This is a genomic window from Acidovorax sp. DW039 (assembly GCF_037101375.1).
GTDB lineage: Bacteria > Pseudomonadota > Gammaproteobacteria > Burkholderiales > Burkholderiaceae_C > Acidovorax.
The window spans coordinates 787,938-807,151 of the sequence record NZ_AP029019.1 but is presented as its reverse complement, the minus strand read 5'-3'; the positions used below and the strand labels follow the sequence as shown (position 1 = coordinate 807,151).

19 protein-coding genes are annotated in these 19,214 nt (G+C 61.8%); 5 read left to right on the top strand and 14 right to left on the bottom strand.

The genetic code is table 11. The features are described from left to right. Window positions 1-21: 21 nt before the first annotated feature. The 5 genes from AACH87_RS03675 to gspE form a co-directional block, all read right to left on the bottom strand. On the bottom strand, window positions 22-441 hold the full coding sequence (locus AACH87_RS03675) for a type II secretion system protein (protein ID WP_338797376.1): 420 nt from the start codon (window positions 439-441) through the stop codon (window positions 22-24). After that, window positions 438-920 (bottom strand): GspH/FimT family pseudopilin, encoded by a 483-nt coding sequence (locus AACH87_RS03670; RefSeq protein ID WP_338797375.1) that lies wholly within the window; start codon window positions 918-920, stop codon window positions 438-440. Before AACH87_RS03670 ends, AACH87_RS03675 begins: the two co-directional genes overlap by 4 nt. 49 nt (window positions 921-969) lie before the next feature. Continuing rightward, window positions 970-1,377, bottom strand: a complete 408-nt coding sequence (gene gspG, locus AACH87_RS03665; protein WP_338798841.1) for a type II secretion system major pseudopilin GspG — start codon at window positions 1,375-1,377, stop codon at window positions 970-972. A 128-nt stretch (window positions 1,378-1,505) separates the two neighbouring features. Next, window positions 1,506-2,777 carry a type II secretion system F family protein gene (locus tag AACH87_RS03660; RefSeq protein WP_338797374.1) on the bottom strand — a complete coding sequence of 424 codons (1,272 nt, stop codon included), beginning with the start codon at window positions 2,775-2,777 and terminating at the stop codon, window positions 1,506-1,508. After that, a complete protein-coding gene (gspE, locus tag AACH87_RS03655; RefSeq protein ID WP_338798840.1) occupies window positions 2,770-4,425 on the bottom strand; it encodes a type II secretion system ATPase GspE in 1,656 nt (551 codons plus the stop codon). The genes AACH87_RS03660 and gspE overlap by 8 nt, the downstream gene beginning before the upstream one ends. A gap of 368 nt (window positions 4,426-4,793) precedes the next feature. Between gspE and AACH87_RS03650 the strand changes: the two genes are divergently transcribed. Next, the gene (locus AACH87_RS03650) at window positions 4,794-6,710 is read left to right on the top strand and encodes a hypothetical protein (protein WP_338797373.1); all 1,917 of its coding nucleotides are present in this window, start codon (window positions 4,794-4,796) and stop codon (window positions 6,708-6,710) included. A gap of 218 nt (window positions 6,711-6,928) precedes the next feature. Here AACH87_RS03650 and rfbC read toward each other — a convergent pair whose 3' ends face one another. From rfbC to rfbB, 5 genes are read right to left on the bottom strand one after another with little or no spacing between them, the layout of a single operon-like run. Beyond that, complete coding sequence (gene rfbC / locus AACH87_RS03645) at window positions 6,929-7,477, bottom strand: dTDP-4-dehydrorhamnose 3,5-epimerase (protein WP_338797372.1); 549 nt, start codon at window positions 7,475-7,477, stop codon at window positions 6,929-6,931. Next, window positions 7,474-9,354 (bottom strand): tetratricopeptide repeat protein, encoded by a 1,881-nt coding sequence (locus AACH87_RS03640; RefSeq protein WP_338797371.1) that lies wholly within the window; start codon window positions 9,352-9,354, stop codon window positions 7,474-7,476. Before AACH87_RS03640 ends, rfbC begins: the two co-directional genes overlap by 4 nt. A gap of 21 nt (window positions 9,355-9,375) precedes the next feature. After that, window positions 9,376-10,260 (bottom strand): glucose-1-phosphate thymidylyltransferase RfbA, encoded by an 885-nt coding sequence (gene rfbA, locus AACH87_RS03635; protein ID WP_338797370.1) that lies wholly within the window; start codon window positions 10,258-10,260, stop codon window positions 9,376-9,378. Next, window positions 10,257-11,156: a dTDP-4-dehydrorhamnose reductase gene (rfbD, locus tag AACH87_RS03630; protein ID WP_338797368.1), complete on the bottom strand. Its 900-nt coding sequence runs from the start codon at window positions 11,154-11,156 to the stop codon at window positions 10,257-10,259. Before rfbD ends, rfbA begins: the two co-directional genes overlap by 4 nt. Further along, on the bottom strand, window positions 11,153-12,244 hold the full coding sequence (gene rfbB / locus AACH87_RS03625) for a dTDP-glucose 4,6-dehydratase (protein ID WP_338797367.1): 1,092 nt from the start codon (window positions 12,242-12,244) through the stop codon (window positions 11,153-11,155). The genes rfbD and rfbB overlap by 4 nt, the downstream gene beginning before the upstream one ends. A gap of 205 nt (window positions 12,245-12,449) precedes the next feature. On the opposite strand from rfbB, the gene AACH87_RS03620 reads away from it, so the two are divergent. The 3 genes from AACH87_RS03620 to AACH87_RS03610 all read left to right on the top strand — a co-directional run bounded on the left by AACH87_RS03620 (window position 12,450) and on the right by AACH87_RS03610 (window position 14,766). Beyond that, window positions 12,450-12,986, top strand: coding sequence for a phasin family protein (locus AACH87_RS03620; protein ID WP_338797366.1), 537 nt, complete (start codon window positions 12,450-12,452; stop codon window positions 12,984-12,986). A 267-nt stretch (window positions 12,987-13,253) separates the two neighbouring features. Next, window positions 13,254-13,916, top strand: a complete 663-nt coding sequence (locus AACH87_RS03615; protein ID WP_338798839.1) for a TetR/AcrR family transcriptional regulator — start codon at window positions 13,254-13,256, stop codon at window positions 13,914-13,916. Between the two features lie 70 nt (window positions 13,917-13,986). After that, window positions 13,987-14,766, top strand: coding sequence for a hypothetical protein (locus tag AACH87_RS03610; RefSeq protein ID WP_338797365.1), 780 nt, complete (start codon window positions 13,987-13,989; stop codon window positions 14,764-14,766). Between the two features lie 298 nt (window positions 14,767-15,064). On the opposite strand, the gene AACH87_RS03605 is transcribed toward AACH87_RS03610, so the two are convergent. After that, window positions 15,065-15,895 (bottom strand): hypothetical protein, encoded by an 831-nt coding sequence (locus AACH87_RS03605; RefSeq protein ID WP_338797364.1) that lies wholly within the window; start codon window positions 15,893-15,895, stop codon window positions 15,065-15,067. Window positions 15,896-16,139: 244 nt separating this feature from the next. On the opposite strand from AACH87_RS03605, the gene AACH87_RS03600 reads away from it, so the two are divergent. Next, entirely contained in the window at window positions 16,140-16,595 is a 456-nt protein-coding gene (locus AACH87_RS03600) for a GFA family protein (protein ID WP_338797363.1), read from the top strand. A 78-nt stretch (window positions 16,596-16,673) separates the two neighbouring features. Here AACH87_RS03600 and AACH87_RS03595 read toward each other — a convergent pair whose 3' ends face one another. The 3 genes from AACH87_RS03595 to AACH87_RS03585 form a co-directional block, all read right to left on the bottom strand. Further along, the gene (locus AACH87_RS03595; RefSeq protein ID WP_338797362.1) at window positions 16,674-17,441 is read right to left on the bottom strand and encodes a type III pantothenate kinase; all 768 of its coding nucleotides are present in this window, start codon (window positions 17,439-17,441) and stop codon (window positions 16,674-16,676) included. Window positions 17,442-17,674: 233 nt separating this feature from the next. Then, window positions 17,675-18,094 (bottom strand): rhodanese-like domain-containing protein, encoded by a 420-nt coding sequence (locus AACH87_RS03590; protein WP_338797361.1) that lies wholly within the window; start codon window positions 18,092-18,094, stop codon window positions 17,675-17,677. A 36-nt stretch (window positions 18,095-18,130) separates the two neighbouring features. Further along, window positions 18,131-19,198 carry a SprT family zinc-dependent metalloprotease gene (locus AACH87_RS03585; protein ID WP_338797360.1) on the bottom strand — a complete coding sequence of 356 codons (1,068 nt, stop codon included), beginning with the start codon at window positions 19,196-19,198 and terminating at the stop codon, window positions 18,131-18,133. Between the last annotated feature and the right edge of the window lie 16 nt (window positions 19,199-19,214).

The following is a 19,214-nucleotide window of genomic DNA, read 5'->3' as shown; positions in this document are numbered from 1 at the left end:
GGCTCCGACGACTCAAGCCGTTCATAACCGACCTCCCGCTACGGGGGCTGGTTTCTTTTGGGGACGTATCGTGGTCAAAACCAATTGTTGATTCCTGACGCCGTCAGACCAAGCCACCACCACGCGGATTTCATGCAGCGGAACTGTATTAGGACCATTGACAGAGGTGGGGAAAGGCGCTGAATTGACCTGCCAGTCAAAGCCAGCAGATTGGCCAGAGGCATTCCACCCGCCTTCGGGCACAGCATCACGGGAAGCGAGCAAAGACTCAGCCAGCATCGTTGCTCGCTGGGAGGCTTCCATACCCCCTACTGCTCGCACACTGCCCCCAGCAGCGCGGTACAACATGCCTAGAGAGATCGCCATGATGGCAAAAGCCACCAGCAACTCCAGCACCGTGAATCCACGCTGCCCAACACGAGCCAAGTTACCTGCGGTCACGGAAGAAGAGCCTCTTGAGTTACGCGACCTGACAGCCAGTCCACACGCAACCTCGTCCCATTTCCTGTGGAACGGAGGATTTCAATACTTCCGCCTGTAGCGCCACCCTGAGGAAGAAAGCGGATAGATGCTTGCCCCTGTGGAGCCAGTTCCACACTCGCAACGGTGGCCTTCACTTGCAGCGACTCGGGCAGAGGCTTTGGCGCAGTCCCCTCCATACCATACCAGCGCTGCTGCAGATCCAGCGCAAACCGAATCTCCCGCCCCTCAGTCATAGCCTTGAATCTCGCCGCGCGCATCTGCCCCATCATGGTCCGGACGGTGTCGCGGTACTCAGATGACGATTTGAAGCGGTCGTAGGCCAGAGGCGTCAGCGCAGCCAGCAGGGCCATGATGGCGAACACCACCAGCAGCTCCACCAAGGTGAAGCCGCCTTGCCTGCCCTTGTGTGGGGCTGAAAAGCTGGTGATCGCGTACAAGGCTGTTCCGATGGCAGGGGCTAACCGCCCAGCGCCAACAATTCAGATATCAGGGCTTGTTGCGGATATCCGCCGCCTCGCCTTCACCGCCGGGTGCACCGTCAGAGCCCAGCGAGACAATTTCAAAGCTGCCATTGCCTAGATTAGCGTAGCGATAGGCGTTACCCCAAGGGTCTTTGGGCAGTTCGCCTTTGAGGTAGGGGCCGTTCCAGCCGTTGACGGAGCCTGGGCGCTTCATCAGCGCGTCCAGACCTTCTTCGGTGGTGGGGTAGCGGCCCACATCCAGCTTGAAGAGTTCGAGGGATTTGTCCAGGTCAGCAATCTGCACGCTGGCCGTTTTGGATTTGGCACCACCCAGCTGGTTCAGCACCTTGGGGCCCACCAGGCCCGCCAGCATGGTGAGGATGGCCAGCACCACCAGCAATTCAATCAGGGTAAAGCCCTTGGAGCGGCGCATGCTGGTGCGTGGCGCTTGGCCCAGGATGCGTTGAACGAGTTTGTTTGCCATCAGAAGGCTCCTTGCACGAAAAGGTGAAACAGATGAAAGACGGAAAACGGGAGTGCTCCGGCAGAAAACGTCACCGGCTACACAGCCAGGTCGTTGACCGAGAGGATTCCCATCAGGATGGACACGATGATGGCGGCAATCAACACCCCCAGCACCAGAATCAGCACAGGCTCCACCAGCGTGAGCAGGCGTTTGATGCCGGTTTCAACCTCACGGTTCAAAATGGCGGCCAGCTCCAGCATCATGGGCCCGACGCGGCCCGTTTCCTCGCCCACACGGACCAGGTTGATGGCCAGGGGCTCAAAAATTCCGGTGGACTGGATGGCTTGCACAACCCTTCCCCCCTCCTTGACGATCGGTGCGACCCGCACCAGTGATTGTTGCAGCACAACGTTGCCCACCGTATCGGTTGCGATGTGCAACGCCGTGAGCATGGGAACACCATTGCCGAGCAGGGTTCCCAGCGAGCGGGAGAAAAGTGTGAGCTGGTATTTCAGCGCAATGCTTCCCACCAGCGGAAGCCGCAACAGGCGCGCCTGCCACCAGCTACGCCCCGAGGGAGAGCGCAACCAGCGGGCCACCAGCCAGCCCAGCCCCACCGAAGCAATACCGATGACTAGCCCGTATTGCGTGAAAGCCTTGCCGAGCCCCATCACGATGCGGGTGGGCGCAGGCAGGGCGTCGCCCATCTCGGCAAACAGCTTTTCAAACTGCGGCACCACAAAGCCCAGCATGACCACCAGCGAGATGAGGGCTACGGTGACCAGAATGGCGGGGTAGATGGTGGCGGAGATCACACTCTCGCGCAGCGCGCGCTGGCGCTCCAGGTGTTCCACCAACCGGTCCAGCACACCGGACATCTGCCCGCTGGCCTCGCCGGAGCGAACCATGTTGATATAGAAATCACCAAACAGGTCGGCATGCGCCTGCAAAGCGCGGCTCAGAGGCGTGCCGCCTTTGACGGCCTCCAGAATGCCCTGCAGCAACTCGCCCACCGCAGGCTTGTAGCTCATCTCAATGAGCACGCGCAGGGCGTTGTCCAGTGCCAGCCCGGCCCGCAGCATGATGGCCAGCTCTGAAGTGAATGCCAGCACGTCTTTGGATTTGACGGGGCTTTTGTCCACCCGCACCTTGGCAGGGCGAAAACCCGCGCCTGCAGAGGCTGGTGCCGCCGTCTGTACGGCCTGGGCCATGCCCGTGCGGGCGGCCTGCTCGGCATCCTGCACGGCCAGCGGGGTCAGTCCCTGGCTACGCAGTTGGCGGATGGCGGCCACTTCATTGACGGCACTCAGCCGCCCAGTGACCACGTTGCCGTCTGCGGCGGCGGCGCGCCAGAAGAAATCAGGCATCGGACTGGTCCTGCGTCACCCGGGCCAACTCGTCCAGAGTGGTCATGCCCGCCGCCACCTTGCGCAAGCCGTCCTCATGCAGGCTGAGCATGCCCGATTGCAGGGCAATGCCGTGCAGCACGCTGGCGTCGCGCCCTTCCAGCACCGCACGGCGCATGGCTTCGTCCAGCACCAGCAACTCATGGATGCCTGTACGCCCCTTGTAGCCAGAGCCGCGGCACTGGTCGCACCCCACGGGGCGATAGACCTGTGCGCCTGGCTTACAAAAGCGCGCCAAGCCCGAGCCCTGCATCAAGGCAGGCTCCATGGTGTAGGGCTCTTTACAGTGTTCGCACAGCGTGCGCACCAGCCGCTGGGCCAGTACGCCATTGACGGCGGAGGTGATCAGGTATCGCTCCACCCCCATGTCCTGCATCCGGATGATGGCCCCGGCTGCAGTGTTGGTGTGCAGGGTTGAAAGCACCAGGTGGCCCGTGAGGGCAGACTGCACCGCAATCTGCGCGGTTTCGCCGTCCCGCATTTCACCGATCATGATGATGTCCGGGTCTTGCCGCAGGATGGAGCGCAGGGCATTGGCAAAGGTCAGGTTGATCTGGGCATGCACCTGAATCTGGTTGATGCCCTCAAGCTGGTATTCCACCGGGTCTTCCACGGTGATGATTTTCTGGCTGGTCGAGTCCAGCTTGGCCAGCGCCGCATACAGCGTGGTGGTCTTACCGGAACCGGTAGGCCCTGTCACGAGCAGAATGCCGTGGGGCTTGGCCAGCAAGGTGTTGAAGCGCTCCAGCGTGTCGGCCTCGAAACCCATTTTTTCCAGGTTCAGGCGCACACTGGCCCGGTCCAGCACCCGCATCACCACGCTTTCGCCATGCACGGTGGGCACGGTGGAAACACGCAAGTCCAGCTCGCGCCCCTTCACCCGCATCTTGATGCGGCCGTCTTGCGGCAGGCGGCGCTCGGCAATGTCCAGGTGCGCCAGCAGCTTGACCCGTGAATTGACCGCGGCGCTCAGGCGGGGCGGCACCACCTCGGCGTTGTGGATGACGCCGTCCACTCGGTAGCGCACATGCAGGCCGTCGTCAAAGGGCTCCAGGTGGATATCGGAGGCGCGCATGTCAATCACGCGGCTGACGATGGCATTGACCAAGCGGATCACCGGCGCTTCGCTGGCCAAGTCCTTGAGGTGCTCCACAAAATCACCCGCATCGCTGCCGGTGTCGAAGTCGTCGGACTCCTCCTCGACCTCCTCGCTCACTGGCTCGGACAGGGCTTTTTCAATGTCTGCCTCCAACGCCAGATGGGGCCGTATGGTCAGCCCGGTGGACAGGCGCAAGGCCTTGAGCACAAAGGCATCCTGGGGCCGCGCCATGGCCACGGCCAGCTCGCCGTTCTCCACCGAGAGGGGATACACCGAATTGGTGTGCAAGAACTCTGGCAACAAGCCCGGCACTTCGGGCGATTCGGCCGGGAATGCGTCTGCCGTCAAAAAAGGAATGTTGAGCTGGCGCGCCAGGGTGTGCGCCACATCCAGCTCTGACACCACCCCCAGCTGGATCAGCACCTGCCCCAGCAGATTGCCCAGTTCCTGCTGCGCAGAAAGCGCCCGCTCCAGATCACGGGCCGACAGCTTGCCGGCCTTGACCAGCATTTCGCCCAGCCGTTCGCGCTCAGGCGCGGGCTGGGACGAGGGGTTTGCAAAGGTGGGTTCTGTGAGGGTCATGCGGATCAATGGATCACTGGATCACCGGGCGTGGTATTTCGGCACTGAGTCTTCCCAACCGTGAAGAAATCAGGCAAGCACCAGCAGCCCGGAAGGGCCAGAGTGTAGCCGCGCCCGCTGATCCAGCGTGACATGCCCACCCAAGGCGCCCGCGAAAGGTGAGCGCCTGACGAGGAGCAGATTCCCGCGCCTCACCCCAGTTACTATAAATTTGATAGCTGCTTGCGCTTATAGATAAAGCGCCAGACCGCAATTTAGGCATAATTTCAAAACTTTACCTTCTGACCCTGCGTCCCATGACTCTTACCCCCACTTTTTTGCGTTCAGGCTGGTGGCTTCATGCCGTAGCCGCTGGCTTGCTGGGAGGACTGGGCGCCGGGGGGTGGAAACTGCATGCCTATCTGACGCGACCGGGGGGCCCACTGCCATCGCAACGCCCCCTTTTGCTGGCACCGATGATCGGTGTGATTGAGCCCTGCATCCTTCCCTCAGCCAGCGCACAGCAGCCCGCATCGCTGCAAAAGCAGTGCAATCCGGCAGCAGGCTCAGCGGCGGCGCTGGTGGAATCCACGTTGAAGGAGCTGGCCCCCACCAACGCAAAAACACCAGAGAACTGGGAACTGGGCTACACCCTGCCTGTGCCTTTGCTGCAGCTCTTCCAGGAGCAAAACGGTGCTTGGCAGATTGACACCGCACGGGTCAACCAGCTGGCCCGCACCGTGCGTGACAGCGAGCGGCCCGTGGTGGTGTACCTGTTTGCCACCCATTTCGCCTCCCACGCGCCCCTGGAGCAGGCCCTGGCGGCAGACCCGCGCAACCTGGCCCAGACCCGGGAAGGCCCCATGGCCGCTGGCACGTATTACGGCGAGCCGGTGTATTACTGGAACATTGCAGACCGCGAGGCCCCAGTCAACCTGCGGCGCAGACAAGCCGCTTCGGCCATGGTCAACGCCCTGTGCGCGCTGGAGCCCCACCACCGCAGCAAGATCAGGGCAGTCACCCTGCTGGGTGAGGTGCACCACTACTTTCCAGACTTTGAACAGGGCATGGGCTTTGGCAGCCCCTACCGTGTCACCGACTACAGCCCGGCGTCCCGCGCAGGCTTCCGGGACTTTTTGCGCACCCGTTTCAACACCCTGGAGGCACTGAATCAGGCCGTGGGCGGCCACTTTGTAGCCTGGGATGCCATTGTTCCCCCTTCCAAAGACATCCGCACCGAACCGCTGGCGCACTTCAATGAGCACATCGATTCGTATGCACAAGGCGTGCTGCCGGTATCGGGCTGGGCCTTTCGCGCCCACCGCGCACCGGGCAGCCGTGCCCAGGTGCTGGTGTACCGCAACGGAGAACTCGCCGGGCGTGCCCCCATCCACCTGAGCCGCCAGGACGTGCTGCAGGCCAAGCCCGAATTTGGCGATGCCAACACGGGCTGGCGGGTGGACCTGGATTTCCGCTCATGGCCCACCGGCTTGCATCGACTGGATTTTTATCTGGAGGAAGACCTGCAGCCCCTGGTGTCCCTGGGCTCCCGCCATATCGCCGTGATGGACCGGCAACAGACCACACCGCTGGAGCAGCCCATGCGCGGCCTGCTGCCAGCAGCAGTGCCGCTGCCCGCCGCTGCCCCTTGGCAAGTGCATATTGACAGCCCTGCCCCGCTCAGCTCCTATTACTACAACCCCCTGGTGCCCCTGTGGCATGCCTTCCGCGCCCAGCAGGTGGCGCAGTACATCCAGGAATTTGGCGAAGCTGTGGTGCAGCCATCATGTCTGCGCGATACGCCCACCTACACCCACCAGATCGTGCCATTTGCCAACCCCGGATGGGACGCGCAAAAGTTTGCGGTAGAGACATCGCTGGCTGGATTGAAGGACATCCGCATGGGAGTCAGTCTGTACGGAGAGGCCAGTTATGGCGACTCGTTCGGCACCTGGTATGCACAACGGCAGCGCCTGCACACCACCCGGACCGGGCCGCAACCCTATGGCGTGACCGAGTTCCACCCTCTCAAGTCCATGGATGCGAGCGAATGGCGCAAGACGCTGCAGGCCCACGAGCGGCGGGGCGCTGCATTTCTGTCCTTCTTCATGGAGCCGCGCTGGGAGGGGCAGCGGGTGGAGCGCGGTCACAACATCTTCTCGCTCGACCCGCAGAACCGCCAGTTCAGCTCGGATGCGTTGTACCGGGCTGCCCAGCAGACCCTAGGGCAGTGATTTGCCAGGAAGACAAACGTAGCGCTGGGATGGAAGGCCTGTAAAAAAGCGGGCCTCTTTGAAATGCGAATACCCCTTGGGACTGAGTCCTTCGACCGGCTCAGGGGAAGTTCATCAAAGCCTCACGCTGCGCTTCACAGGCTCAGCATGAAAGGTTCAGGGGGTTCACGCCGATTCCCGTCCAAGCCCCAGGCACTAGCCGCAGAAGCCGCACACCCTCAGGCGAACAACTCGGCCTGCGCAAGAGGCAGACCCTGCGCATCCTTGGCGGACAACAGAGGCTGGCGACCGTCCAGCCTCCAGTCAATGGCCAGCGTCGGATCGTTCCAGGCAATGCAGCGCTCGTGAGCGGGTGCGTAGTAGTCAGTCGTCTTGTAGAGAAACTCCGCCATCTCGGACAACACCACAAACCCGTGCGCAAAGCCCGGTGGCACCCACAGCTGGCGGTGGTTGTCTTCGCTCAGCTCTTCGGCCACCCACTGGCCAAAGGTCGGTGAACTCTTGCGAATGTCCACCGCCACGTCGATCACCGCGCCACGCACCACCCGCACCAGCTTGCCCTGGGGTTGCTGGATTTGATAGTGCAGCCCACGCAGCACGCCCTGTGCGCTGCGGCTGTGGTTGTCCTGCACAAATGGGTGGCTGGTGCCAGTGGCTTCGTTGAAGGCTTTCTGGTTGAAGCTTTCAAAGAAAAAGCCTCGGGCGTCTCCGAACACCTTGGGTTCGATGATGACGACTTCTGGAATGGCTGTGCGAATGACGTTCATGAGGAGGGCTGTGGAACAGGTTGGAGTGAAGGAGGCACAGAGCGCAAAGGCAGCATGGCAGCACCGGGCGTTTCGGGCACGGCAAAGCCTTCGGGCGGCAAGCCCTGCAGGCGGCGCTCATGCATGTGCACATAGGCTGATTCAAGCTGCCGCGTAAAGCGCTCCGTGTCAAACAGTGGTGCAGTGGAACGCACGGCCTTCAGGTGGGCACGCAAGCGCTGCAGTTCTTGCGGCTGCGTGGCCAGACGCAAGGCCAGCGCTTCGTACTCGGGCAGTGAGTGGGTCACCAGTTCAGGCAAACCCACAGCGTGAAGCAGACTGGCAGCCACGCGGCCCGCAAAGGCCTGGCCCATGCAGGTGACCACGGGGACACCGGCCCAGAGGGCGTCGCTGGTGGTGGTGTGGGCGTTGTAGGGCAGGTTATCGAGCAGCAGGTCGGCGTGGGCGTGGCGGGCGAGGTGCTGAGCCAGAGAAACACGTCGCGCAAAAACCAACCGGGTCGTATCGACCCCATGCTTTAACGCCTCGCGGCGAAGATTGGTGCGAGCTTCTTCGTGATTGCAGATCATCCAAAGCACACTGCGAGGCACCTCATGCAACAAACGCATCCAAGACGCAAAAAACACAGGAGTGATCTTGGCTACGTTATTGAACGCTGCAAACACAAAACCTTCTTCAGGTAATCCCTCTTGGGTCTTTAGTGAAATTTCGGACGAAATAGGTCGCTGAGTGTCATTGACTTGGTAGGACCAAGGCATTTGCACCAGCTGCTCTGCGTAAAGCGGAGCATGCTGCACGGGGGTGACAGCCGGGTCACTCACGAGATAGTCGTAAGCCCCAGAACCCATGCTCCCGGGATATCCCAGGTAGCTAACAACCACAGGTGCGGGCTTGTGCAAAAGAATGGACGGACGCGCGTCTCGGGTAAAGCCTTTGAGGTCTACAGCAATATCTATCTCAGCCTCACGCATGCGACGAGCTACCTCTTGAGGGGTGTTCAAGCGCACATCCCAAAACTGGTCAAACGCTTTAAGCAAACGATGCCGCATAGGGGAATCGTCATCCGGACCAAATGACACAGCAATGGTCTCAAATCTGCTCTTGTCGTGACGCTCAAACAATTCTGCCATCAGGTACGCAGTTGCGTGCTCGTGGAAGTCTGCCGAGAGGTACGCCAGCTTTATCCTGGATGCTTTGACTCCTTTGTCGGAACACGTCACCTCTGACAAGGAAGCAAACACCTCGCGCTTGAGTGTTTGCTCAACCACAGCCTCAGCGCATTGCCGGTGTAGAAACGAGTCATCCGCAAACAACAGAGAGTCGAACGGCGAGAGCACCATTTTTCCCTGGGAAAGCATTGACTTAATGGCCGCCTGTGCTTTTTCCCAAGAAGACCAATCACACACGGCTGCAGCTGAGCGCCACATTCCAGGCCAAGCAAGTGGCTCATGCTGCGAGCTGCTGGTTGCCAACGCACCGAAAGCCGTCAACGCTTCGGCATATCTTTCTGAACCGTAGCAAGCGCTTGCCCAAGAGAGCCGAGCAGCAGGGTAGTCGGGCGCAAGAGTCAAGGCGCGCTCCGCCGCTTCGCGAGCGCTCAGACACTCACCCGCATCCAGAAAAGCAGTGGCCAAATTGTTCCAGGCTTTAGGGTCTGCGGGCTGAATTCGGAGGCTCTGCTGCAGTAATTCAATCGCTTCAAACCATTGCCCCCTTTGACCAAGGACAGTGCCCAGCAAATGGAGTACGAGCGGGTGGCAAGGAGCCTGAGACAGGGCTTCACGATAGGCAGCCTCAGCCTCTTCCAATAGACCCTGTTTCTGAAACGTCAAACCGCCGCGAACCCGCAACGCTAAGATTTCACTCAAATTTTGCATGAGCTGTCAAAACGCACGGGGTCAATAGATCGTTTCACGCAAAATCCGCATCAAATACTGCCCATACCCACTTTTTGTAAGCGGCTTGGCCAAGCTCTCCAGCTGGGCACTGTCAATCCACTGATAGCGCCACGCAATCTCTTCCGGGCAGGCAATCTTCAACCCCTGGCGGTGCTCCAGGGTCGCGATGAACTGCCCCGCCTCCAGCAGGCTTTCGTGGGTGCCGGTGTCCAGCCAGGCGTAGCCCCGGCCCATGATTTCGACGTTGAGTTGGCCTTGCTCCAGATACAGGCGGTTGAGGTCGGTGATCTCGTATTCGCCGCGGGCGGAGGGTTTGAGGCTCTTGGCGAGCTCTACCACCTGGCTATCGTAGAAGTACAGGCCGGTAACGGCGTAGCTGGATTTGGGGGCCTTGGGTTTCTCTTCGATGGAGAGCACCTTGCCCTGTGCGTCGAACTCGGCCACGCCGTAGCGTTCGGGGTCGTGAACGTGGTAGGCGAACACGCTGGCACCCTGCTCACGTTGCATGGCGTTGCCCAGCAGTTCGTGGAAGTCGTGGCCGTAGAAGATGTTGTCGCCCAGCACCAGCGCGCTGGGGGCACCGTCCAGAAAGCGCTCGCCAATCACGAAGGCCTGGGCCAGGCCGTCAGGGCTGGCCTGCACTGCGTATTGCAGGCGGATGCCCCACTGGCTGCCGTCGCCCAGCAGTTGCTCAAAGCGCGGGGTGTCCTGCGGGGTGCTGATGATGAGGATGTCGCGGATACCCGCCAGCATGAGGGTGCTGAGCGGGTAGTAGATCATGGGCTTGTCGTACACCGGCAGCAGTTGCTTGCTGATGGCCAGCGTGGCCGGGTGCAGACGGGTGCCGGAGCCCCCGGCGAGGACGATGCCTTTGCGTGCGGTCATGGTGTTCCCAGAATTTCAGTGAGCATGCGCGCCACGCCGGTCTGCCAGTGCGGCAGCGTGATGCCGAAGGTGGTTTGCAGCTTGCTTGTGTTCAGGCGCGAATTGTGGGGGCGCGCGGCGGGCGTGGGGAAGGCGCTGGTCGGCACCGGGGCGACTTCATTTGCTACGATTTTGAGAGCTGCCTGCGCTTTCTGCGCTTGCGCTATCACGTATTTTGCGTATCCATTCCAGGTGGTCTCGCCCGCAGCGACGGCGTGGTACAGGCCCGCATCCTCGGGGTGCTGCGCCAGATGGCGGATGGCGTGGGCGGTGATGTCGGCCAGCAAATCGGCACCGGTGGGTGCGCCCCACTGGTCGTCAATGACCGTGAGGCGTTCGCGCTCTTGCGCCAGGCGCAGCATGGTCTTGGCAAAGTTGCCGCCGCGCGCGGCATACACCCAGCTGGTGCGCAGGATGAGGTGGCGTGGCGTGGCTTGCTGGATGAGCTGCTCGCCTTCGAGCTTGGTGCGGCCATACACGCTGAGCGGGCCGGTGGCATCGGTCTCCACCCACGGCGTTGTGCCGCTGCCGTCAAACACGTAGTCGGTGCTGTAGTGCACCATCCATGCGCCCAGCTGCGCGGCCTCGCGCGCGATGGCACCGGGCGTGGTGGCATTGATCAGGCGGGCCAGTTCGGGTTCGCTCTCGGCCTTGTCCACCGCGGTGTGGGCGGCGGCGTTGACGATGACGTCGGGCTTGAGCGCCCGCACCGTGGCGGCAACGCCTTCAGGGTGGGAGAAATCACCGCAGTGGTCTGCGCTGTCGTGGTCCAGCGCGGTCACGGTGCCCAGCACGCTCAGGCTGCGCTGCAGCTCCCAGCCGACTTGTCCGCCTTTGCCAAACAGCAGGATGTTCATGCAGATGCCTTTGCAGATGCAGCAGATTCAGCACCCTGGTACTGCTTTTGCACCCATTCGCGGTAAGCGCCCGATTGCACCTGCGCCACCCACTCGGGGTTGTCCAGGTACCACTGCACGGTCTTGCGGATGCCGGTGTCAAAGGTTTCTGCAGGCTTCCAGCCCAGCTCGCGCTCGATCTTGCGGGCATCGATGGCGTAGCGGCGGTCGTGGCCGGGGCGGTCCGTCACGTAGGTGATCTGGGTGCGGTAGCTCTGGCCATCAGCGCGGGGGCGCAGTTCGTCCAGCAGCGCACACACGGTGTTGACGATTTCAATGTTGGGCTTTTCGTTCCAGCCGCCCACGTTGTAGGTCTCGCCCAGGCGGCCGGCTTCGAGCACGCGGCGGATGGCGCTGCAGTGGTCGCGCACGTACAGCCAGTCGCGCACCTGCATGCCGTCGCCGTACACGGGCAGGTTCTTGCCTGCCAGGGCGTTGACGATCATGAGGGGGATGAGCTTTTCCGGGAAGTGCAGCGGGCCGTAGTTGTTGCTGCAGTTGGTGGTGAGCACCGGCAGGCCGTAGGTGTGGTGCCAGGCGCGCACCAGGTGGTCGCTGGCAGCCTTGCTGGCCGAGTACGGGCTGTTGGGCTCGTAGGAGTTTTCTTCGGTAAAGGCAGGGTCGGTGGCCGACAGGGTGCCGTAAACCTCGTCGGTGGAGACATGCAGGAAGCGGAACGCTTCTTTTTTGATAGCTGGTAGCGCTTGCCAGTATTGCCTTGCGGCCTCCAAAAGCCTGAAGGTGCCGACCACATTGGTCTGGATGAAGTCTTCGGGGCCGTGAATGGATCGGTCCACATGCGATTCGGCCGCGAAGTTGACGATGGCACGGGGCCGGTGCTCGGCCAGCAGGCGGGCGAGCAAGGCCGAGTCGCCAATGTCGCCCTGCACAAAGATGTGGCGGGGGTTGCCTTGCACGCTGGCTAGGTTGTGCAGGTTGCCTGCGTAGGTGAGTTTGTCGAGGTTGACCACGGGCTCGTCGGTGTGGGCAATCCAGTCGAGCACGAAGTTGGCGCCGATGAAGCCGGCGCCGCCAGTTACCAAAATCATAGGAAGGGCTGTGGTGATACGCCTGCTGGCGAAGCGGAGGATTATCCCACCCCTGCCCGCAGGCTTGTAACGGAAGTTTGGCTGCCCTGCCTACTTGGGTAGGTTGAGACGTACGCGGCCCTATCTAGACCGGAACCTCTAGGTCCATCTGCCGCAACGGTTTTACAGTGGGCATGCTCATTCCCCATCTCCGAGGAGGCTTTTCATGGCAACCAAAAAGACGTTCCCGTTCGGCAGCGACAACCCTTCCGACATTCCTCTGGCCGATGCCGTCAAAGATTCGGCCCAGCAAATCTGGCTAGCTGGCCTGGGGGCTTTTGCCAAGGCCCAGGCAGAGGGGGGCAAGGTGTTTGAGGCGCTGGTCAAGGAAGGCATGCACATGCAGCGCAAAACCCAGACCGTGGCCGAGGAAAAAATCAGCGAGGCCACGCAGCGCATGACCAGCGCCGCCAACGAGATCGGCTCACGCGCCGCGGGCCAGTGGGACAAGCTGGAGACGATTTTTGAGGACCGCGTGGCCAAAGCCCTGGGGCGCCTGGGCATACCCACCGCGCGGGATCTGCAGGCGCTGCACGACCGCATTGACGCACTGACCGCGGAACTGGCACAGGCCCGAAAGGCCGCAGGACCGCGAAGCACCCAGGCTACGACCAAGGCGCCCGGCAAAACTGCAGGCAAAGCGGTCCACGCCACGCCCGTCAAAAAGCCCAGCGCACGCGCGCGCAAGCCCAGCAGCAGCTGACACCCGCCAAGGTGGGCCAGAAAGGCGAGCCCGTGCAAGGCATGCCCAGCGATGGCACGGGACGCCCCTGGGAAATCCCTCAGCAGCCTTCTGGGGTATGCCGCACTGCAGCAATCTGGGCTGGGTTAGAGTAGGCCCATGGGGTTGCGCCCCGCAGGCCAGCGGCGTGCTGCGCCCAAGCGTTGCGGTAGCAAGGCATGCCAGCGCTGGCTGGCCCAACCCCATGGAGACACCCGAGCCACCAAGCACAACAAGAGGGGCACATCCATGGCAAAGAAGGCTCCGCGCCGCACAGCGGAACGCATTCTGGAAGTGACGCTGGACCTGTTCAACCGGTTCGGCGAGCCCAATGTGTCCACCACCCTCATCTCTGCCGAGCTGCGCATCAGCCCCGGCAACCTCTACTACCACTACCCCGCCAAGGATGTCCTGGTCAACACGCTGTTTGACCGCTACGAGGCCGCGCTGAACGAACTGCTGCAGGCCAGCGAAGGCGTGGGCGATGTGGAGGATGCATGGTTCTTTTTGCACACGCTGTTCGAGCTGATCTGGCAATACCGGTTTCTGTACCGCGATCTCAATGACCTGCTCTCCAAAAACCGGCGGCTCGAAACCCATCTGCAGGCCCTGCTGAGCCGCAAGGAAGCCGCACTGCGCAAACTGCTGACAGGCATGGAACGGGCCCAGGCGCTGCAGATGGATGCGGACTCCCGCGACGCGACTGCCACCAGCATGGTGGTGGTGCTGACCTACTGGCTGAGCTACGAATACGTGCGCGACCCGCGCCATGCCCTGGAGCCTGACAACGCGCAGCAAGCCCTGCTGCGCGGTGCTCGGCATGTGCTGATGCTGGTCATGCCTTTTCTGGAGCCGACCCAGCGCGCCCACCTGCAGGCCCTGGTCACCGCCTATGCGGTGCCCGCCGATTGACAGGTGCCGCCAGAGCGCTATCACTCCACTATCCTTCTCCCATCGCGAGCCACTATCCCGGAGACACACCATGGCCCACTGGACACCCTTCCCCCACACCGACCGCTATGGCTGGGACGCGCTGCGTGTGCAACAGCAGTGGAGCGCGCTGCACCTGGGTGATGCGGAGCCCCTGCCCGACGACCCAGCCGCGCTGCAGGCCTGGGTGCATTTTCACAATGGTGAGTTTGAGCAGGCGGCCGCCGCAGGCCTGGCCGCAGGCGGCGCTGGCATCACCGTGGCCAACAAGGCTACGGGGGTGTATGCCACCTATCTGGAGCCCCGCGAGCAGACGCGGCTGGACCTGTTTCTGCAAATGGCCGAGCGGGCACGCGCCCAAGTGGCAGCCAACCCGCAGTACGCCAATGCGTGGTACTGGAACGCCTACGCCCTGGGCCGCTACTGCCAAGGCATCAGCGTAGCCAAGGCACTGGCCCAGGGGCTGGGCCAGCAAATCAAGGAATCGCTGGAAAAGGCCATTGAACTCTGCCCCCAGCATGTAGAAGCGCGCATCGCCCTGGGCACTTTCCACGCCGAGGTCATCGACAAGGTGGGCGCACTGATTGGCGGCATGACCTACGGAGCCAAGAAGGAGGTCGGGCTGCAGATGTTCGAGCAGGCGCTGGCGCTTCATCCACGCTCAGCCATCGGCATGGTGGACTACGCCAATGCGCTGGTGATGCTGGAAGGGGAAGAGCGCATGGACGAGGCCACGGCCCTGTACGAACGGGCTGCTGCGTGCGAGCCACTGGACGCCATGGAAGAGCTGCATGTGGAGATGGCGCGCGCAGAGCTGCACGAAGAAAGCTGAATGAGCACCCTGCCTTGGCGGCTGGCGGGTGTGAGGCTTTCACCTCCGCAAAACGCACCGAACGCACCAAGTCGGGATCTGTTAACAGGCAATAGTGTCTGCGACACGTCGCCCAGTGATAGCGATCACTAGGCAGCGGCGTTCTCATCCAGGAATCTACGGCGAACGCGTACTATCGGCCAGTAACTGCCAGTGGGGACGAGACGAAGCGGTCACTCTTTTGAGTTGACTGGCGCAATGCCGCAGCGTGTCCGAGTGGAACGACCTAGTAGCTGGCACCGCATACACACGTCGGCGACTACGGCTTCGCCGCCGACTGGCTTTGAAGCGCATACTCGATCCGAACAAAGGCCTTCGTAAGCTCCGTCAGGGTCACAGCATCTTGAGCTGTGACGGAAGGATATTGAGTGCTGCCGTGACCTGCGAGAGGCGTTTTGTTTCGGGCCTCGTATACAGCAAGAATCTTTGTCTGCAGTTCTGCTGGGAGCTGCGAGTCTTTCTGGTATCGCGCAAAAAACGAGCCAAGGGTCTGATTCTGGACGCCCGGTGTGGCTACCACGTCTTTAGCCAACGTCTCAAAAATACTCGCGCTAGCGTGTAAAACGGCGGAATAGTCACAACTCTCTAAAGCAGTGGACATTCTCCTCACGAGGAGTCGGATGTTTGGATGCTCGGTCTGAGAGGTTTCATCTTCTTCGAGCTGTTCGATCGGGAAGACTTCCACGTTCACGCTCCCGAACTCTTCGCGAAACCGAAACGAGGAGCGCTCGCGTTCAAGAAGACGATTCAGCATCGACACATCCAGCCATTTCCTCTCAATCACCTCGCACAACAGTTCGATTAGCCTGAGCGTATCAAGCCGCCGCAAGCACAACTCGTATTCACCGTTGTGCCAAGCGTATTCCACGTTTTCATAAGCGCCCCAGTCGTCCGCCTCAAGCACGTAGATCGACTTCCCAAGCAGCGTGCGCGATCGATTCACTATCCAGTTTTGATTGAAAAAGCAGTCCCGAGAAAAGCTGTCGTTCCTCTCGATGAGTCGGGTAAGGTGAACGCGCAATTCCTGCGAAACCACCTCGAATTCAAGCTGCTTTTTGTCTTCCTCTGACAGGTAGATCGTGTATTTCATGCATTAGGTGATTATTTAGAAAATGCAAACGCCCATTAGCAGGCACGGTGGCAGCTAACGCAATTTGGACTACCCAACCCGCTGGCTTTAGCTAACGGTTTCGGTCCAAATTAGTCCAGTGAAGGAAATGTTACAGCGTCTGCCAACATCGCCTTGAATGGCAACTCTGGGGCGTTGACATGGAGGACTGCTCAGGGCCCACTGCAGTCAGTCCAACATATTCCTTCATCAGGAAAAATGGCAAATGACCGATACCACTATCCCAGAACGGCCCCTGTATGAAGCCGCATGTCATTGCGGGACTGTGCGGTTTTCTTTGCGTTTAACAGATGGCCTGAGAACAGCCCGCAGATGCAACTGCTCTTACTGTCGGATGCGAGGTGCAGTAGCGGTATCAGCCAACCTAGACGACATTCAGGTGACTCACGGGAATGAAGCACTCACCCTGTACACGTTCAATACGGGAGAGGCCAAGCACTATTTCTGCTCGAAGTGCGGTATTTACACCTTCCACCAGCGTCGCTCATCGCCAGGCCAATACGGAGTCAATGTGGCATGCATTGAAGGGATGAGTCCTTTTGACTTCGCGGAAGTGCCCGTCAACGAAGGCAGAACACATCCGAAAGACCGAATTGGAAGAGGCTCTACGACTGCAGGGTGGCTCAGATACGAAGCCAACCCTGAATCCAGCGAGAGCTAGCTGCACATCGATGCCACGACTGGTTCTAGGTGAATCTCCGGGAAGCACCTTCTCAGCCTTCGTTGGCCCAAAACAGAATCAGCCCCCAAACCGACGCGACGCGATCTGCAGCAGGCCGTCAAAAATCAGGTTGTCCACCAACTCAAAAGGACGGGTCATGCTGGGGGCCATCTTCCAGCCTGCGCCGCCGGTCATGATGCAGGCGGGCTCCGCGCCCGTGTGCTGCAGCAGGTGCTGGTACATGCGCTCCACCGCACCGGCAATGGCGTAGGTACCGCCACTGGTCAATGCGTCGCTGGTGTTGGTCGGAAACTGCCGCACCTCGCCCGTGGGCACATGCAGGCCGGCAGTGCCTGTCTCCAGCGCCCGCAGCATGATGCCGTGGCCCGGCAGGATCAGGCCGCCGAGGAACTTGCCCTCTGCGTCGATGCATTCCACCGTCACCGCCGTTCCCACCATCACCAGCACCGCGGGGCGGGCCGCACCCTGCTGGAGCACATGGTGGCGCGCACCAATCATGGCCACCCAGCGGTCAGAGCCTAGGCGCGAGGGATGGTCGTAGCCGTTGACCAGCCCGGCTTCTTCGTTGGATGAAACGACCCACTGGGGCGTCACATCCCACAGCTCCATCTGTTCCTGCACGCGGCGCTTGGCGGCGTCTCCGGCCACCACACAGCCCAGCATGCGATCAGGGGCGGGCAACTGGGCCCAGCTGCTTTCGGCCAGGCGGTCAATGTTGTCGAGGAACTCGGCGCCGTGCGCAATCAGTGCGGCACCGGGGCGGTGAGCGTCGTACAGCGCCCATTTGAGGCGGGTGTTGCCGACGTCGATGGCCAGAAATGTCATGGCGCGGATTATCCCGAGTTTTGGAAACGGCTCTGAAACACCGGATACACCAAGACACATTTGCGTGTCGCGTGCATGACGCAGCACACACAGGCCGCACAAAGACTGCACACAGATGCACGAAGCAGCGCTGGATAAAGTGCCGAATCAGGCTCCAGCGCTTATAAAACAAGCGCAAGCAGCTATCGTTTAAGGAGCAACTGATGTCTACGGGGCTACGGGGCGGCGGCCCTTCAACCCTGCCGCCATGGCAGGCCATGAAAGCGCCAGCCGCCCTTCTTGCCACGCTGGCCGTTCTCGTCCGGGTCGCCTTCAAAGCCTTCCAGGATGTTGTAGGCCACGAGCCCCAGTTCGGTGGCGCGCTTGGCGGCGGCGATGGAGCGCACGCCGCTGCGGCACAGCAGCACTGCGCTCTGGCCCTGGGGCACGGCAGCGCGCAGCTGGGCGTCAAAGTCGGGGTTCATGGCCATGCCGGGCCACTGCTTCCAGGGCACGGCGGCAGCACCGGGCACGCGGCCCACCCATTCCAGTTCGGCAGAACTGCGCACGTCCACCAGCACGGCCTTGCCGTCTTGCACCCACTGCCAGGCCAGTACGGGGGTCACGTCTCCGGCGTAGCCGTCAGCGGGGATGGGGGAAGCAGGTGTGGTCATCCGTTCAGTCCTTTCAAGGGGGTCAAAAAAACCGGCTCACCACAGCGGGGCAGGCTCCTCGCGCAGGTGGTCGCGCAGCGCGGGGTAGTCGGGCACCACGGTGGCCACGGTGCTCCAGAAGCGGGGGCTGTGGTCCATTACGCGCAGGTGGGCCAGTTCGTGGGCCACCACGTAGTCAATCACGGCCGGGCGGTAATGCAGCAGCCGCCAATTCAGGCGGATGGAGCCATCGGCCTTGGCGCTGCCCCAGCGGGTTTCGGCGCTGGACAGGCGCAGGCTGGTCCACTGCACACCCAGCAGCGGGGCAAAGTGGTCCAGCCGCTCGATGAAGTGGCGGCGCGCGTCGCGCATCAGCCATGCCAGCACCGCGTCGCGGATTTGCGCGGGCGTGGCATCGGCGGGTAGGCCGATGAAAAGGCGTGCGGGGGCTGCAGGGGTGGCAGGGTTTACGGCGTTTGCGGGGCTTGCAGGGGCATCCGCTCCATTCACACCAGCGCAAGGGGCTGCAGCCACCAGCACTCCGCCCTTGCCACTGCGGCTCTGGGTTGGGTCCAGCACCACCTGGAGCGGCTGGCCCAGGTAGGGCAGCGTGGCACCATCCGCCCAGCAGATGCGGCCACTTTCCAGGCGTTGCTGGCGGTCGCGGGCCTGCACCAGCTTGGTCATCACCCAGGCGCTGCGCTCACGCAGCACTGTGTCCACGGCAGACAGACTCACCCAGGTGGGCGCACGCACCGACAGGCCATCCGCCGCCACCGAAAAGCCAATGGTGCGCCTGCGCGAGCGGTGCAGCGCGTACGCCACCAGCGCATCGCCCAGCAAGACTTCGCGGTTGGCCTGGGGGTGACGAAACTCCGCCGGGGCCAGCAAGGAAGACAAAGGGACTGCAGGTGCCGCTATCTTTTCAGGAGCTGGCCGCGCTTTCTTGCCGGGCGTTGGAGGCCGTTTGGGCTTTGTATCAGGTGCCTTGTTACCTGCTTCCAAAGAGCCTGCGGGCGCAACAAAAGGCGTTTCCGTGGGCTCAGCCCCCGGCGCAGCCGCAGCCCCACGCGCCCCGCCTTGGGGGTCAAACAGGTCCAGGGCCAGTTGCACCAGGCGGTTCATTGCGCCGTGCCTGCCT